Below are 15093 nucleotides of genomic sequence, written 5' to 3'. Positions count from 1 at the left end.
CTATGAAAATTCTAAAAATACGATTTGAAAATATACATTCCCTCAAAGGGGAGCACGAAATTAACTTTGGGGAGGGGATATTAGCAGACGCTGGACTTTTTGCTATTACCGGACCTACAGGGTCTGGAAAATCAACATTATTAGATGTAATAACTTTGGCCCTTTATAATCGAATTGCTCGTGTTGATAAAAATGTGAGTAATTCAATTTTGGAAGACGATGGGGGGATTATGACTCGAAATATGAAGAGTTGCTATGCAGAAGTTGAATATCGAGTAAATGGGAAGGAATATCGCAGCCATTGGTCTATAGAACGCAATAGAAACAATAATTTAAATGCCCGAAAACAGGAATTGGTAGAGGTTGCTACTGGACATATTCTAGAATCTGGCACTAAAACCCCTGAAAAAAACAATGTTATTATAGGTTTAAGCTACGAGCAGTTTGTTAAAGCTATGGTATTATCGCAAGGGGAGTTTAGTAAATTGCTTCAAGCGCCGCGCAATGAGCGAAACAAGTTGTTGGAAGATATAACTGGAGCTAAATCCTATCGTGAAATTGGAAAAGCTGTTTATTTCCGGTATAAGTCAGTTGAAAAAAAGATTGAACTTAAAAAAGCTGGCCTTGAAGGAATTGAATTATTAAGTCCCGAAGTTATTGCAGAGAAGAAAAATGAATTAAAAACATTAATTAAAACTAAACCCGCAATTGAGAAGGCTTACCAAGATGCAGCCGAAAAAATAAAAACTAGGCAAGAACTTCAAAATACACAAAAAGAACAAAAACAACTTGAAGTCGATAAAGCCGAACTTAAAAAGGATGTTGAAATTTTTAAGCCTTTTAAAGTTGAATTAGAGAATCACGAGAAACTATCTAAATACGCAGTTAATTTAAGAGAGTTTGATTTAATCGTTAAAGAAGAAAATCAGCTTAAAGAATATACAAAAGGACTACGGGAATCTAAGGAAGAAGCCGAGTCGTTACAGAAAACTTATTTGCATAAAGTATCAGAATTGATTTTTGAAGCGGTTGATGTAGAAAATGCTAATAGTAAACTGGAAGCATTCCGAGGAAAAATTGCTGCCTTACAAAATGAAGAAGAAAAGAAAAATGGAGAAGCCAATCTCTATAAAAGTCAGCTGAATAACTACGTTCGTAATATAAAACAATTAGGCTTTTCACTTTCGAATGCAGATAATCCTGAGCAGTTTAAGTCACAGTTTACTGCTTTTGAGAAATCTATAAATGAAAGCATTGATAATTCAGGAGTTGGAGGTATAGAAGAGTTAAATAATACCTTAGAATCTGCTCGACAAAATCACGAGAAAGCTGGAGAATTCCTCACTAAAAAAGAACAGTTACTAAAAGTTCAAACTAATATCAAAGGTCAGAATGACAAACTTAAATCGATAAAGGAAAAACTAGAGCATGATAACAATGCTATAACTTCTCAAGAAAAAGATGTAATTGATTTAAAAAAGGATGTTGAAATTTTAGAGAAAAAATTAGAGCAACAGCGCAAACATCAAAGTTTAGAGGAATACCGTCAACAATTGAACCCAGAGGAGCCTTGTCCACTTTGTGGCTCCATACACCACCCATACGCTTCTGAGGAGCCGTACTTTGACGCCAAGGAAGAGCTACTAAAGCAAAAGAAGGATTCACTTAAAACCAAATCTGATTTATTAATTGCTTTAAACGAAAAGAATAAATATCATTTAAAGGAAATCACGAATATTACCAATGATATAGAAGTTCTAAAGAAGGAAGAAGCAACTAATTTGAAAGTGCTTTCAAATCTAGCAGATCGTTTGGACTGGAGTTATAAGGACGACCTTAAAATTCTTAAAAGCAAACGAATGGCATTAGCTAAAACCATTAAGCAAATGGAGGCATCGAAAAATGCTTTTCAGGCAGCTGAAGTTTTAAAGGATATTGGAACGAGTCTTAATCAATGGGAAACTGCTTTAAAACAATATTTAAATCTAAATAAAGAGCGAAGTTCACTCTATAAAGGGCAGGATATCAATAAAGAATCCAATACTTTATCAACTCAACTCACACAAGCTGTTTCCAACATCTTGGCAATTGCTAAACAGCTTCAGGAAAATAATGACAAAATAAAAAACACAACTTCAGAGAAATCTAAGAGGGAAGCAGATTTAAAACAAATACTTGTAAAGGAAGGCTTAGAAAATATCGAAGTATTGCGAAAATCAATTATACAAGAAGATCGAGCTAATAAGATTAGAAAACGAGAAAATGAGCTTAAAGAACGCCACACAAGTATTTCTGTAAAAGAAAATGAGTTGGTAAAAAGGATAAAAGAATTGACTGATAAAGATGATACTAAGCTTTCAATCGAAGCTTTAACTTCCTTGTTTGAAGAGTCTAAAAATCATTGGGATACACTTTCTATTAGTATTGGGAAGTTAACCCAAAGCTTGGAAGACGATGAAAATAACAAGAAGCGTCAACAAAAAGTAATTGACGAATTAAACCTTTTAAAGAAAGATTTGGCTCTTTGGAAATCTATGAACGATTTAATTGGGGATGCAACTGGAAACAAGTTTTCAAATTTTGTTCAGGATCTCACTTTAGAGCAGCTTATAGGTTTTGCCAACAAGCGTCTTTCAGATTTTAGTGATCGTTATTTACTAGATATCCCAACACCTGAAGAAGCAGAAAAAAGTGATACGCTTAAGGTTTTTGATAAGTATATGGGGAACGCTCGTCGTTCTGTTCGCACTTTATCAGGAGGAGAAACATTTTTAGTGAGCTTGGCAATGGCCTTTGCTTTGTCTGATATAGCTGCTAGAAACGTAAAAATTGAATCCTTGTTTATAGACGAAGGTTTTGGAACTTTAGATCCTGAAACCTTAGATCAAGCCATTACGATTCTTGAGAAAATGCAAAATGAAGGCGATAAGTCGGTTGGAGTGATTTCACACGTAAGTGCCTTAAAAGAAAGGATAACAACCCAGATTAAATTGGAGAAGGGGAGTTTGGGGTATTCCATTTTAGAGGTGGTGCAGTAATAGTAACAAACACACTTTTTAAAGAAGGAGCTTAAGAAACAAACAAAGCACAAATGTTTTAAACACCAATAATATGCATTGGAATTGGTAACGACATAGACATAAAGATTGTGCTTTTAATTTATCTATTGCACTCTGCCACCTCTTAATTTTGCTTCAAATATTTCACCAGTTTTATATTTCACAGGAATCCCAGGGGTATCGGCATATAAACGATAGCGTCTAGATTTTAATTTAACTTTACTACCATCAACGGCTTCTACATATTGAATTACAAAACCAATTAAAGCTTTTTTTCTACTATGTGTCGATTCAACAACATCGACAATCTTTCCTGTAACTTCGGCTCCTTTTTTAATAATTACTCTATTTTCGGCAACAACATCTTCATTGCAAATAAGTCGGATTTGTTTTCCATCTCGCTCTTTTTCTTCCGAACTTAAATCTTCTTTTAAGGTAATACTAATAATTTTTCCTGCAGGAACATCAACGGGAGTGTTTGGAATTACTGGTTTTTCAACCTTGCTTTCTTTCTTCTCTGTTTTTTCAGGAATAGTTGATGGTTTTGGTTCACTCTTTTTTTTTGGCGGATTTGATGGTTTACGATTCGTTGGTTGGCTGATATCTTTTTTTATTTCTTCTTTAGCTTCAGGAATTACTTCTGTATTTTTAATAATACGCTTGTACATATCATTTGGTGTTTCTTCAAATTCGCTAGAAGCTTGGTTTAATACCACTTCTTGAGGGCTTTCCTCAGGTTCTGTCCAGGTTACTTCAGACGCCTCAGGAGTTTCTTCTGCAATTATTTCCTTATCTGTACCACCACCCCAAATCAATAAAATTGCACAAAATAAAACAGAGACTCCCAGTAATAATAATGACTTGTTTACTTTGGTTGCCTTTGGCACCTTAAACCTTCCTGAGATGGATTTTGCACGAGCTAAAATATTATTTACAGATATTATTTCACTTCCTTTTTGAGGTTCAGTAAAAACCTGAGATGCTTGTAGCACTTCGGTAAGTGTAGATTGATCTAAAAGAGAGGAACCAAGATTTTTTTCAATGGCAATTTTCATTTCCAATGCCGATTTGTATCTCTTATTAGGATTGCGTTGAAGGGCTTTAAAAATGATCTTTTCAAAGGAGACAGGGACTGTAGGATTATATTGTATTATGGATTCAGCTTGTTTTTCTAACTTATCTTTCATCAATCGATAATCGGTGTCACTTTGGAACGGTGTACTACCGCTTAACATTTCGTATAAAATATTACCTACAGCATAAACGTCAATACGTTCATCTCCCTCGTGGCCTTGAATTTGTTCTGGAGCCATATACTCTAAGGTTCCTACAGACTTACCGTGACTGGTAATTCGTTGGGCATTACGGATTCTGGCAATTCCAAAATCCATGATTTTAACTTCTCCATCTTCATTAATCATCACATTAGCAGGTTTTATATCTCGGTGAATAATTCCCTTGCGATGTGCGTGTTCTAAACCATCAAGAATTTGCACCGCAATACTAGCTGCGAGTTGATGTGTGATTTTTTGATGAATTTTTAACCAATCTTCCAGGGTTTTTCCCTCAACATATTCCATAATCATCCAATAGGTATCTTCCTTTGGAATAAATGAATAGAGGTGAGTAATATTAGGGTGATTTAGTTTTGCTAACGCTAGTGCTTCGGCTTGAAATCGTTCACCTAAACTTTCGTCCTCTGAACCCCCATCGCGATGAAGCTGCTTAATGGCAACTAATCTTTGAATCATAGTATCTCTTGCGAGATAAACAACACCCATTCCGCCTTCACCAAGCTTTTGAATAACCTCATATTGACTACCTAGTATGCTCATAATATTACATTTTGTTCTTTAGTTTTTGAAGGATTGGTTCGATTTATAGAAGTGATCTCTATGAGCAATGCGGAAAAATTATCTGATACATTTCTAGTTATGGCAGTACAACTTAAACACTCCAAAACAAACTCTGCTTGGCTCATTGAAAGCAAATCTTTTATGTCACCATCACTAAATACATCTGTTACTCCATCAGAGCACATAAAAATCCGGTCACCTTCCAATACTTTCCAGCCATTGGATGTAATTTGAGGTTGTATATTTGTTGTAGTTCCTAAGGCCTGCAATAGCACATTTTTCATTGGATGATTATCCCGTTCTTGCAATGTAATATCACCATCTTCAAACATCTGGTTAACTAGTGTATGGTCTTTACTTAATTGTGTTAAGCTTCCATTACGTAAAAGATAAATACGACTATCACCAATATGGCCGATATAACAAACATTACGCTGTATTATCACTGAAGTTGCAGTAGTACCCATTCCTTGTTGTTCTGGATTCCCTTCGCCAGTTTCAACTATTTCTTTATGTGCATTTTTAAATGCTTTTTGCAACAATTTTTCTGGAGTATATTTTTCCCAATATTTTAAACAATATTCGAGCAATATATCACACGCCATCTTGCTAGCAACATCACCTGCATTATGTCCGCCCATACCATCTGCTACTACAGCAATTAGATTTTTTTGGTTGTTTTCGGGATAAGAATATGCAATGGAGTCTTCGTTGTGGTCACGTACAGGACCAGTTTCTGAAACAGTATAGACATTGCAAAAACTTCCACTATTTCTAATGTTTTTTACAGTGGAATTAGCAACCTTATTTTTATTATTTGAAAAGAAAAACCTCATAATTATTTTTGTTAATTGCCAGTTACTTGCTATCACCATATTAAAATAGAATTAGTGGAAAGGTGAAAGTAAGTACCTAATGTTTGTCGTTTTAAAGAAGTTATTTAATAACCTGCTGACGGCCCATTAATTCCATTACATACTTAATCGGAACTGAAAAACTAATAGCATTTCCTCTTCCATCTGTTGTTCCGGCGCTATATACACCTACTACACGTCCCTTATCATCAAACATAGGTCCACCGCTATTTCCTCCTCCTGTAGAGTTGATAGTAAGCTGGTAATAGTCACCTAAGGAAGACCGATAATCATCAATTTTTTCATTTCTTTCACTTCCACGAACCATTCTTCCTACATTTCCTGTACTTATAGTGGGAACTGGTACCGTTGAAATATTTGGATTGGAATTAAAATAATCTTGTGAGCGCTTAAGCACTAATTGGTTAGGTGCAAGCCCTGGATATCCCATAACAATGGCAGGATCACCGGGTTGAATTTCATTATAATTATCATAAAGTTCTACTTTAGGTAAAGATTCAGGTAAATCAATTTTAATCATAGCGATGTCGTGAGTAGAGGAAATTCGGACAATCTGTGCTGGTGTTCTTTGTGAATTATTGGCAAATGTTACATCTAAATAAGTATTTATCCCAGTGTATTTTCTATCATTCCCAGGAACCCAGCTACCTACCATTTCTCTTGTTACTTGTTTCTCCCAAGAAGGTGCGAATTGTCCGTTTTTATCTGTCTCCATTAGTACTCCCGGGAAAGCGTATTCTTGAAATTGAAACCTTGTAAGCCAACTAGTAGCTACGTGTCGATTTGTTGCAATAAACCCGCGTTCGTCTATAACAAAGCCACTGCCCATACCTGAACTCGCAATAATGTCAAGTTCTATGCCTTGAGTATTGCCAAATCCTTTTAAATAGTCACCTTTTGTAACTAATAAAGGCTCGATTTGTCCTTGTTGATTTTGAAAATATGCACCTCTGTGTCCAATAATTTGCTTATCCTTTATAACAGGATAATAAACGTGATACATTTCTTCACTAGATTCAGTATTCGTGAGTTTCCAAGCAAATTCTATATAAACTACTTTTTCATTATTTGCCTTGGCAATTTCGGTAGGAGTGAAGGTGGTTTTTGGTTCTCTAACGTGAACAATTTCCTTAACGCTCTGTTTTTGATATAATAAATATCCTCCAGTTGAAACTAACAATAAAATAGCAGTTAATGTGATTAGAAGGCCGGTCTTATTTTTCTTTTCAGATTCGCGAATCATATGCTGCATAGTATTTTTTCCAACACCATCTTTTTTCGGCTGTTTTTTTTCTGAAGTAGCTTTTGGCAAATTAGTAGTAGTATGAACTTTGGTTTCTTTTGCTACGGTTGTGTCTATAACTCGAGTGCTTTTTATATGCAGTTTTGGACGAGGATCAAGGTCGAATTCAAATGATGGGCCTTCTTTTCCAAGCTTTATAATATCCCCAGCAAATAGTTCGGTCTTTTTTGTAATGAGAACTTCATTTACAAACGTCCCATTCTTACTCTGACTATCAGAAATGAAGAAACGTTCAGGGTTTTCACTGTCTTGAGATATATGGCAGTGATTTCGACTAATAGTATCTTCCTTAACTGGATCAAAACTTACATCGTTATCTAATCCTCGTCCTATTTTAACTTCTAGGTTTTTGGAAATAGTGAAGCTTTCTACTTGTCCTTTCTTAGAGCCTGCAATGTGACGTATTAAAAGAAAATTGGCTTGATTATTCATAGTGATTGAATTTATTGGTTAAAAATTGGTTCAAACTGAAAATGGTATTCAATAATTATCCATTACAACCAACTATCGAAAAACTATAAAAAGGTCATCATTTATAAAGTCTAAATTGTTTTGGAAAGTATTTTCACACCAAAAATTTTAATTTTTGAGAACCAAAAAAGATGTATAAAAATCAAAATGGAAGATCAATTTCGAAACGAATTTATCTGTTGTAAAATTTGTATGAACAAGTCAGATTAGGTAAATTCAACTTTTAAATAAAATTGAATATATAAGTAATGTTCAAGGTAAATATCTGATAAACAGTAATTTTTAGGCTAAAAGTTTATAAAAAAACAAAATAATTTCAATATATTTGAAATAAGCAAATTGCTTTTTCTCCTTTCCTAGTGCAAAATTCCTCAATAAGTTAGTGCCCATATTATATAAAATTAATTCGCTGTGATGCTACAATTTTGTTTGTAGTACTCACGTGATTAATAATATTAATCCAATAAATGAATAGCCATGAAAATCAACAAAAAGAATATTCCTGTAACAATGGAAGGACCAGGTACTGTAATGAGAACAATAGAAAACTTAGGAGGAATGTCCGTTTGTTTTAACGAGTTACCTAAAGGAACGGATTTTACACCTTTACTTAATGGTTTGGATAATAACAGCTGTCATTGTCCGCATTGGGGTTATGTGTTAAGTGGTAATTTACTCGTAAAATACGACAATGGAAAGGAGGAAATTCTTTCGGAGGGTGATGTTTATTATTTACCAAATGGACATACTGCAATTGTTCAAGAAGATTTAAAGGTAATTGAATTTAGTCCTTCAAAAGAATTTGGTGAAGTAATGACCCACGTTGGAAAGAAAATGACTGAATTAAGTTAAGAGGTTTGATGAATTATTTATAAAATAATTGAAGATATCGGTCACATTAAACTTAAGGTATTCTTCAGATTGCTATGTGTCTAATTTCTTTCTATATGGTGTGAAAATAATTGTGTAAATTGTTGAATTTCGAATTTATCCGTTGAATCTCGCAAGATTTAGTTAATTATAAAATTTGCTAAATGGAATGTACACTTTGCAATACGACACTACACAATAAGGTAGATGAATTTTATTTTATTTGTGATTGTTGTGGCGCCTATGTTAAGCATAAAAAGTATTATTTAAATAGTGAAGAAGAGAAGGAGCGTTATAAAGAACACAACAACGATATAGATAATCCTGGTTACCAAAAATTTACTTCGCCAATTACAACTGCTATTTTAGAAAATCAAAGTCCAGAGGAACTTGGTTTGGACTACGGCTGCGGAACAGGCCCTGTAATCTCAAAACAACTTATGGATAATGGGTATCAGGTAATTCTTCATGACCCGTACTTTAATCTTAATGAAGATTTCGTCAATTATAGTTATGACTACATTTTTAGTTGTGAAGTTTTCGAACATTTTTACAATCCTAAGCAAGAAATTGAAATGCTTTTAAAAATATTAAAGCCAGAAGGACGACTTTATATAATGACACATTTGTATACCATAGATATAGACTTCGCTAATTGGTATTACCGAAATGATCCCACACACGTGTTTATATATACTTCTAAAACCATTGAATATATAACCGATAAATACAATTTGGTTACTGAAAAACTAACAGCTAGAGTCATTATAGTTTCAAAAAAATAAATTAAGATTCATATTAATCGGTTGTATTTTCAAACAAAAATTTATCGTGAAATTTATTTCATCACATCTTTTAAAAGCCAAGACTCAACTTCTTGTGATTCTTTATCGGTATGTAACACAGCTATATCCCCTGTAGTTTCAAATATTACAGCTCGCACTTGAGATAATTCCAGCACATTTGCTTCGCGAAGTTTTGCTCGTAAATCTCCCTCTGTTACTCTAGCCTTTGCTAAATTTTTATGAAGTATATTAGAACCATCCATTAGCAGTAAAGGAGTGTTGTCTATAGTATTGGCAAAAAACTCAAATCTCCGAAAATAAGCTGCCGTTAATTGTAATATATAAACTATCAATAGTCCTAAAACTCCTTCAGAAATAGAAATACTAGAAGTAAGAATTGTAGAAGCAATTAAAGAACCAATGGCTACCGTCATTGCAAAATCAAAACTTGACATTTTACTAAAACTCCGCTTTCCAAAAACTCTAGTATAAATGATAACAGCTACATAAACAGCTATGGCACTTATTACAATACTAATAACTTCGGAATTAGATATACTAAACAACTTTTCCATTTTATTTTTTTTAATTATTTAAAGCGATTTCTATAAAGTTAAATTTAATTTACTCCATAAAATGTTATTTTAGTAATAAATTAGTAAGAAGTTAAATAACAACTATAACTCTAGCTATTCTAATAAGCCTTACAAACACATATCAAATTCATGCAATCAAAGTTTTCTTTTTTTAAAATTGAATTATTTAAATGACGCGTCCAAAAATTAAAATCGAGAAAACTACAATTGATAAGTCTATTGAAGTTTTTACATTTCTGCTAATAATAGGGTCAGCAATTTTAATAGGATATTTTTACAATCAACTACCTGAAAAGATTCCTATTCACTTTAATTGGCCTTCAAAAGATGAAAATGGATTTGGAACAAAAAATTTGCTTTGGACGAGTCCAATAATTTGTGGTATAATCACTATCGCAGTATTTAAACTCAATCAATATCCTTGGATTTTTAATTATCCCACTGAAATTAATGATAAAAATGCTAGGTATAACTATAAGCAAGCAACACTAATGCTTCGAATAGTAGGATTATTGATAGCGCTTTTATGTTTTACAGTCACAGTATTGTCTCTATTAGACGGACTTGAAGTAGAAAATAACCTCAACAACTATCTCACACCTTTATTTCCAATATTATTAATTGCAACTCCAATTTTTTTCGCGATTAGGATATTAATTCTCAACAAGAAATAAAAAATTGATTTTATAGGTACTTCTAGGAAAGAATGGTTAAATAGTCAATTCATTCGAATTTCTCATCGAATAACTCGCAAATTATCGTAGGCAGTTTAACAATAAGATTGATTAATTTTTAAAGAGAAGGAGTATATCTTTTATCCCCATCCCTTTCATATTTAAAATCAATCTATTTAGTAGATTTCTAGATGCTTAAAATTTGATTATATATCAAAATGATGTAATTTGAACTAAGAGTAATTTCTAAGGGAAATAGATTACTAAAATCATTTTGATAACAATAAATAAAACTTCTATAAATGAAACATTTACTTTTAATTGGATTGAGTTTATCTTTATTAGCCTGTAATCAGCAAGCAGATAATACAAAAGAATTGGAAGAGCGCATAAACAATTTAGAAAGTAAACTTGCAGACGCTTATAAACCAGGTTTTGGAGATTTTATGGGTTCTATACAAACACATCACGCTAAATTGTGGTTTGCAGGACAAAATGAAAACTGGGATCTCGCCGATTTTGAAATCCACGAATTAGAAGAAGCTATTGAAGACATTCAGAAGTATCAAGCTGGTCGAAAAGAAAGTGAAATGATAGGAATGTTAAATGCACCTTTAGAAAACATTGAAAAAGCTATTGATGAAAAGGATTCAGAAGCTTTTAAAAGAAATTTTATCTCACTTACAAATACGTGTAATAAGTGCCATATAGCAGTGGGATTTGAATTTAATGTTGTAAAACTTCCTGAAACTTCTCCTTTCACTAATCAGGATTTTAGACCAATAAATTCTGAGGATAATTATTATCTCGAGGAACATACAACTTCAAAAACTAATTAAGAAACACAAAACTAATTTCTTTCTTAAGAGAAACAGCAATAGCTTGATAAAACTAAAGTTTTACCATTTAAAACCTTATAATCAACAGTCATTATACTTTTTTACAGCATAAGGAAATTTAAAAGGTATATTTAAGTTTATAAAAACGAGGAAATCAAAAGTAATATGAAAGATGCCAGTAAGGATTCACATCAGGAAAATAGTGAGCACGGTCATTCTAACCTCAATTTTTTAGGAGAAAACACCGAACTCTATTTCGCAATAATCAGTGGAGTATTTTGGGTTACAGGGGTTGTCTTATCATTTATCTCTAGCGTTTCTGAATCCATTGTAACTCCGATTTTTATTATCGGAGCTATATTCGGTGGTGTTTTTACCTTCTCTTCTGCCATTTTTGGTTTATCAAAAGGAAAATTTGAAATTGACTTTTTGATGCTTTTTGCAGCTATTGGTGCTGCTGCATTGGGAAAGTGGAGCGAGAGTGCCTTATTGCTATTCCTGTTTAGTTTAGGACACGCTCTTGAACATTACGCTATGAAAAGAGCGCGAAAGTCTATTTCTGCTCTTTCCGATTTAGCGCCTCCAACCGCACTTTTAAAACAAAATGGTGAACTGAAAGAAGTCCACATTGAAGAGCTGAAGGTTGGAGACATAATTGTGGTAAAACCAAATTCAACTATCGCGGCTGATGGAGTAGTAGCAAAAGGAACGAGTGCAGTAAATCAGGCTTCAATTACAGGAGAAAGTATGCCAATAACCAAACTCCCAAGCGATAGCTGGAAAGATGACATCGAAATTAAAAACTTATTGCCTGAATATCGAGTTTTCGCAGGTACAATTAACGGCAGTGGAGCTCTAGAAATTAAAGTTCTTAAGGAGTCTAAAGACAGTACACTTTCGCGATTAATTTATTTGGTGAAAGAGGCCGAAACTCAAAAATCGCCTACACAACATCTTACAGATAATTTTGAAAAATACTATGTGCCTTCGGTATTAATTTTAGTTATTATTTTACTATTTGCTTTTGTTGTAATAGACGAAACTTTCGAGCAGAGTTTTTACAGAGCAATGTCAGTTTTAATTGCCGCTTCACCGTGTGCCTTGGCTATTTCAACACCAAGCGCTGTATTGGCTGGAATTGCGAGAGCTGCTCGGCAAGGAGTATTGATTAAAGGGGGTCGTCCTCTTGAAGACTTAGGCGGAGTTAGTGCAATTGCATTTGATAAAACAGGAACCCTCACCGAAGGTAGGCCTAAACTAACACACGCTATTCCTTTTGGTAATATAAGTAGAGAACAGTTATTAAAAGTTTCTGTGGCTGTAGAAGCACTGAGTGATCATCCATTAGCGGCAGCTATAGTTGATGGAGGAAATAAAGAATTAGGAGATATTGATATTCCGAAAGCTGAAAATTTAAAAGCCTTAACCGCAAGAGGAATTCAAGCCGATTGGAATGGTGGTCTTGTTCATATTGGTAACCGCAGACTATTTGAAGAATTAACAGGAAATGCAGTACCTAAGGAAATAGATCAAAAAATGGCTGAACTTGAATTAGAAGGAAATACAGCTATGATTGTTCATCAAGGGAATGAGTACTTAGGTATTATTGCGGCCATGGACGTGGCCCGCCCTGAAGCGATTTCAACCTTAACCGCTTTAAAAGGAATAGGTATTAAGCGAATGGTTATGCTTACGGGCGATAATCAAAAAGTAGCTAATGCAGTTGCAAAAATTATAGGAATAACCGATCCGTTGGGGAGTTTACTTCCTGAAGATAAAGTAACTGCAATAGAAAAACTTAAAGAAGAAGAAAGTGGAGGTGTGGCTATGGTTGGAGATGGTGTGAATGACGCCCCTGCAATGGCAAAAAGTACAGTAGGAATTGCCATGGGAGCAGCAGGGTCTGATGTAGCTTTAGAAACCGCAGATATAGCACTAATGGCGGATAAATTAGATAATCTTCCTTTTGCAATTGGCTTAAGTAGAAAAGCAAAAAGCATCATTAAACAAAACTTAATAATCAGTTTGGGAATGGTGGTTATATTGGTTCCATTAACAATTATGGGAACCATAGCCATTGGACCAGCAGTTGTCTTCCACGAAGGATCAACTTTGGTAGTTGTATTAAATGCCTTGAGATTATTGCGGTATGAGTTGAAATAGGTTTTAAGAACCCTTGCTTACATTATTATTTGAAGAGGAAAAGAATATGTTTATTCTATTGATTTATACTAACGACATTCAATAGAATTTCTTTTGAACTTGCTGTGATTATTGGTTTATTTCTAATTTTCATTCTGAATCCAAAACCGTACATCGTAAATCAAGAAATTCTATGTTGTTTCCTTCAGGGTATATAAGGTTAATAATTACTTAATGGTATATCTCATCATGTAAATTATTTTATATTAATTACAGAAAAAAATTTAAACAAAGTATATGAATTCAAGGAAGTTATTAATGATTCCGGGGCCAATAGAGTTTGAAAATGAAGTTTTACAATCTATGGCTATTCCTACACTTAGTCATATTGACCCTGATTTTATAGCTGTATTTGCAAACAGTTTAAAGTTGTTAAAAGATGTTTGTCAGTGTCCTTCTGGACAAGGATTTATTGTAGCTGGAACAGGGACACTTGCTATGGATATGGCGGCAGCCAATTTAGTTGAAGCTGGCGATAAAGTGCTAGTAGTTTCTACAGGATACTTTGGGCTTCGATATGCTGAGATTTTAAAACGCTATGGAGCCGATGTAGATATTCTTGAATCCGAAGTGGGCCATATTGTCCCTATAGATGATATTGAGAAGCAAATAAAATCCAATAATTATAAAATTCTAGCATTTACTCACGTCGATACTTCCACTGCGGTATTAAACGATGCTAAAAGCATAGGAGCATTAGGAAAAAAATACAATGTATTGACAATTCTCGATGGAGTTTGCTCGGTAGCGGGTGAGGAAATTAAGCAAGAAGAATGGGGAATAGATGTTGTTGTAACCGCATCTCAAAAAGCAGTAGGAATTCCTCCTGGACTTGCTCTTGTGGTAGCATCTCAAAATGCTATCAAAACTTTTGAAAATCGTAAAAGTCCAGTTTCAAACTATTATTCCGATTGGACAAACTGGTTACCCATAATGCAAGCTTACGAAAACAGGCAGGCCTCATATTTTGGGACGCCTCCGGTAAACCTTATCATTGCTTTAGAAAAAAGTTTGAAGTTAATTTTGAACGAGGGATTAGAAAATCGTTTTAATCGTCATAAACGAGCAGGAAAAGCTATGCGTGAAGCTATCAAAGCTTTAGGCTTGGAGTTATTGTCTAAGAATGATGAAACAGCAGCAAACACATTAACAGCTCCATTATATCCCAAGAATATGGATGCTAAAGCATTTTTACAAATAGTGGGTGATAATGGTATAGTATTAGCAGGAGGTCTATTGCCAGAATTAAAAAACATTTACTTTAGAATTGGCCATATGGGCTCAGTAAACAAAGCAGATTTACTCGCAACTGTAGGTGCTATTGAAACTGCTTTAAAGCGAAATGGTTATAAACATGAATTAGGTATTGGTACTGCCCAGGTATTAAAGCACTTCTAATAATTGGCTATGCTTTTGGCAGATACTTTTGTAATGAAGTATTGGTTGAACCGACATATAGGCTTTTATTAGAACTTATTGCTTTATTGAAAGCTTTAGGCTAAGTTATTGCGAAGGAGTAAGAAAGAAATAAGTGAATTAAAATCTTAAATAAATTATGGAAAA

General features: G+C 33.9%; 11 protein-coding genes. 7 read left to right on the top strand and 4 right to left on the bottom strand.

Going from position 1 to position 15093, the window contains the following annotated elements; all coding sequences use genetic code 11:
• The first annotated feature begins 2 nt into the window (after positions 1-2).
• Positions 3-3038: an AAA family ATPase gene (locus FHP04_RS04290; protein WP_139854749.1), complete on the top strand. Its 3036-nt coding sequence runs from the start codon at positions 3-5 to the stop codon at positions 3036-3038.
• Between the two features lie 125 nt (positions 3039-3163).
• Here the strand turns inward: FHP04_RS04290 and FHP04_RS04285 are convergent, their stop codons facing one another.
• From FHP04_RS04285 to FHP04_RS04275, 3 genes are all read right to left on the bottom strand, one after another.
• Positions 3164-4894, bottom strand: a complete 1731-nt coding sequence (locus FHP04_RS04285) for a serine/threonine protein kinase (protein ID WP_139854748.1) — start codon at positions 4892-4894, stop codon at positions 3164-3166.
• Positions 4891-5751: a PP2C family protein-serine/threonine phosphatase gene (locus FHP04_RS04280; RefSeq protein WP_158319112.1), complete on the bottom strand. Its 861-nt coding sequence runs from the start codon at positions 5749-5751 to the stop codon at positions 4891-4893. Before FHP04_RS04280 ends, FHP04_RS04285 begins: the two co-directional genes overlap by 4 nt.
• A 100-nt stretch (positions 5752-5851) precedes the next feature.
• The gene (locus FHP04_RS04275) at positions 5852-7525 is read right to left on the bottom strand and encodes a trypsin-like peptidase domain-containing protein (RefSeq protein WP_139854746.1); all 1674 of its coding nucleotides are present in this window, start codon (positions 7523-7525) and stop codon (positions 5852-5854) included.
• 516 nt (positions 7526-8041) lie between these two features.
• Here FHP04_RS04275 and FHP04_RS04270 point away from each other — a divergent pair.
• Both FHP04_RS04270 and FHP04_RS04265 read left to right on the top strand, forming a co-directional pair.
• On the top strand, positions 8042-8416 hold the full coding sequence (locus FHP04_RS04270; RefSeq protein WP_139854745.1) for a cupin domain-containing protein: 375 nt from the start codon (positions 8042-8044) through the stop codon (positions 8414-8416).
• A gap of 182 nt (positions 8417-8598) precedes the next feature.
• Positions 8599-9219 (top strand): class I SAM-dependent methyltransferase, encoded by a 621-nt coding sequence (locus FHP04_RS04265; protein ID WP_139854744.1) that lies wholly within the window; start codon positions 8599-8601, stop codon positions 9217-9219.
• 53 nt (positions 9220-9272) lie between these two features.
• On the opposite strand, the gene FHP04_RS04260 is transcribed toward FHP04_RS04265, so the two are convergent.
• Positions 9273-9794 carry a DUF421 domain-containing protein gene (locus tag FHP04_RS04260; RefSeq protein ID WP_139854743.1) on the bottom strand — a complete coding sequence of 174 codons (522 nt, stop codon included), beginning with the start codon at positions 9792-9794 and terminating at the stop codon, positions 9273-9275.
• Between the two features lie 191 nt (positions 9795-9985).
• On the opposite strand from FHP04_RS04260, the gene FHP04_RS04255 reads away from it, so the two are divergent.
• The 4 genes from FHP04_RS04255 (at position 9986) to FHP04_RS04240 (ending at position 14928) form a co-directional block, all read left to right on the top strand.
• Entirely contained in the window at positions 9986-10489 is a 504-nt protein-coding gene (locus FHP04_RS04255; RefSeq protein ID WP_139854742.1) for a DUF1648 domain-containing protein, read from the top strand.
• Positions 10490-10791: 302 nt separating this feature from the next.
• The gene (locus tag FHP04_RS04250; RefSeq protein ID WP_139854741.1) at positions 10792-11328 is read left to right on the top strand and encodes a hypothetical protein; all 537 of its coding nucleotides are present in this window, start codon (positions 10792-10794) and stop codon (positions 11326-11328) included.
• Between the two features lie 165 nt (positions 11329-11493).
• Entirely contained in the window at positions 11494-13491 is a 1998-nt protein-coding gene (locus FHP04_RS04245) for a heavy metal translocating P-type ATPase (RefSeq protein ID WP_139854740.1), read from the top strand.
• Positions 13492-13767: 276 nt separating this feature from the next.
• Positions 13768-14928, top strand: a complete 1161-nt coding sequence (locus FHP04_RS04240; protein ID WP_139854739.1) for a pyridoxal-phosphate-dependent aminotransferase family protein — start codon at positions 13768-13770, stop codon at positions 14926-14928.
• The last annotated feature ends 165 nt before the right edge of the window (positions 14929-15093 follow it).

Source organism: Aequorivita sinensis (assembly GCF_006346335.1).
Lineage (GTDB): Bacteria > Bacteroidota > Bacteroidia > Flavobacteriales > Flavobacteriaceae > Aequorivita > Aequorivita sinensis.
The sequence above is the reverse complement of the archived record's forward strand: the minus strand, read 5'-3'. Positions and strand labels throughout refer to the sequence as shown.

Excerpts from the sequence above, each read along its gene's own strand:
- FHP04_RS04290 (WP_139854749.1), top strand. The coding sequence starts at position 3 with ATGAAAATTCTAAAAATACGATTTGAAAATATACATTCCCTCAAAGGG.
- FHP04_RS04265 (WP_139854744.1), top strand. The coding sequence starts at position 8,599 with ATGGAATGTACACTTTGCAATACGACACTACACAATAAGGTAGATGAA.
- FHP04_RS04250 (WP_139854741.1), top strand. The coding sequence starts at position 10,792 with ATGAAACATTTACTTTTAATTGGATTGAGTTTATCTTTATTAGCCTGT.
- FHP04_RS04285 (WP_139854748.1), bottom strand. The coding sequence starts at position 4,894 with ATGAGCATACTAGGTAGTCAATATGAGGTTATTCAAAAGCTTGGTGAA.
- FHP04_RS04280 (WP_158319112.1), bottom strand. The coding sequence starts at position 5,751 with ATGAGGTTTTTCTTTTCAAATAATAAAAATAAGGTTGCTAATTCCACT.
- FHP04_RS04245 (WP_139854740.1), top strand. The coding sequence starts at position 11,494 with ATGAAAGATGCCAGTAAGGATTCACATCAGGAAAATAGTGAGCACGGT.
- FHP04_RS04255 (WP_139854742.1), top strand. The coding sequence starts at position 9,986 with ATGACGCGTCCAAAAATTAAAATCGAGAAAACTACAATTGATAAGTCT.
- FHP04_RS04240 (WP_139854739.1), top strand. The coding sequence starts at position 13,768 with ATGAATTCAAGGAAGTTATTAATGATTCCGGGGCCAATAGAGTTTGAA.
- FHP04_RS04260 (WP_139854743.1), bottom strand. The coding sequence starts at position 9,794 with ATGGAAAAGTTGTTTAGTATATCTAATTCCGAAGTTATTAGTATTGTA.
- FHP04_RS04270 (WP_139854745.1), top strand. The coding sequence starts at position 8,042 with ATGAAAATCAACAAAAAGAATATTCCTGTAACAATGGAAGGACCAGGT.
- FHP04_RS04275 (WP_139854746.1), bottom strand. The coding sequence starts at position 7,525 with ATGAATAATCAAGCCAATTTTCTTTTAATACGTCACATTGCAGGCTCT.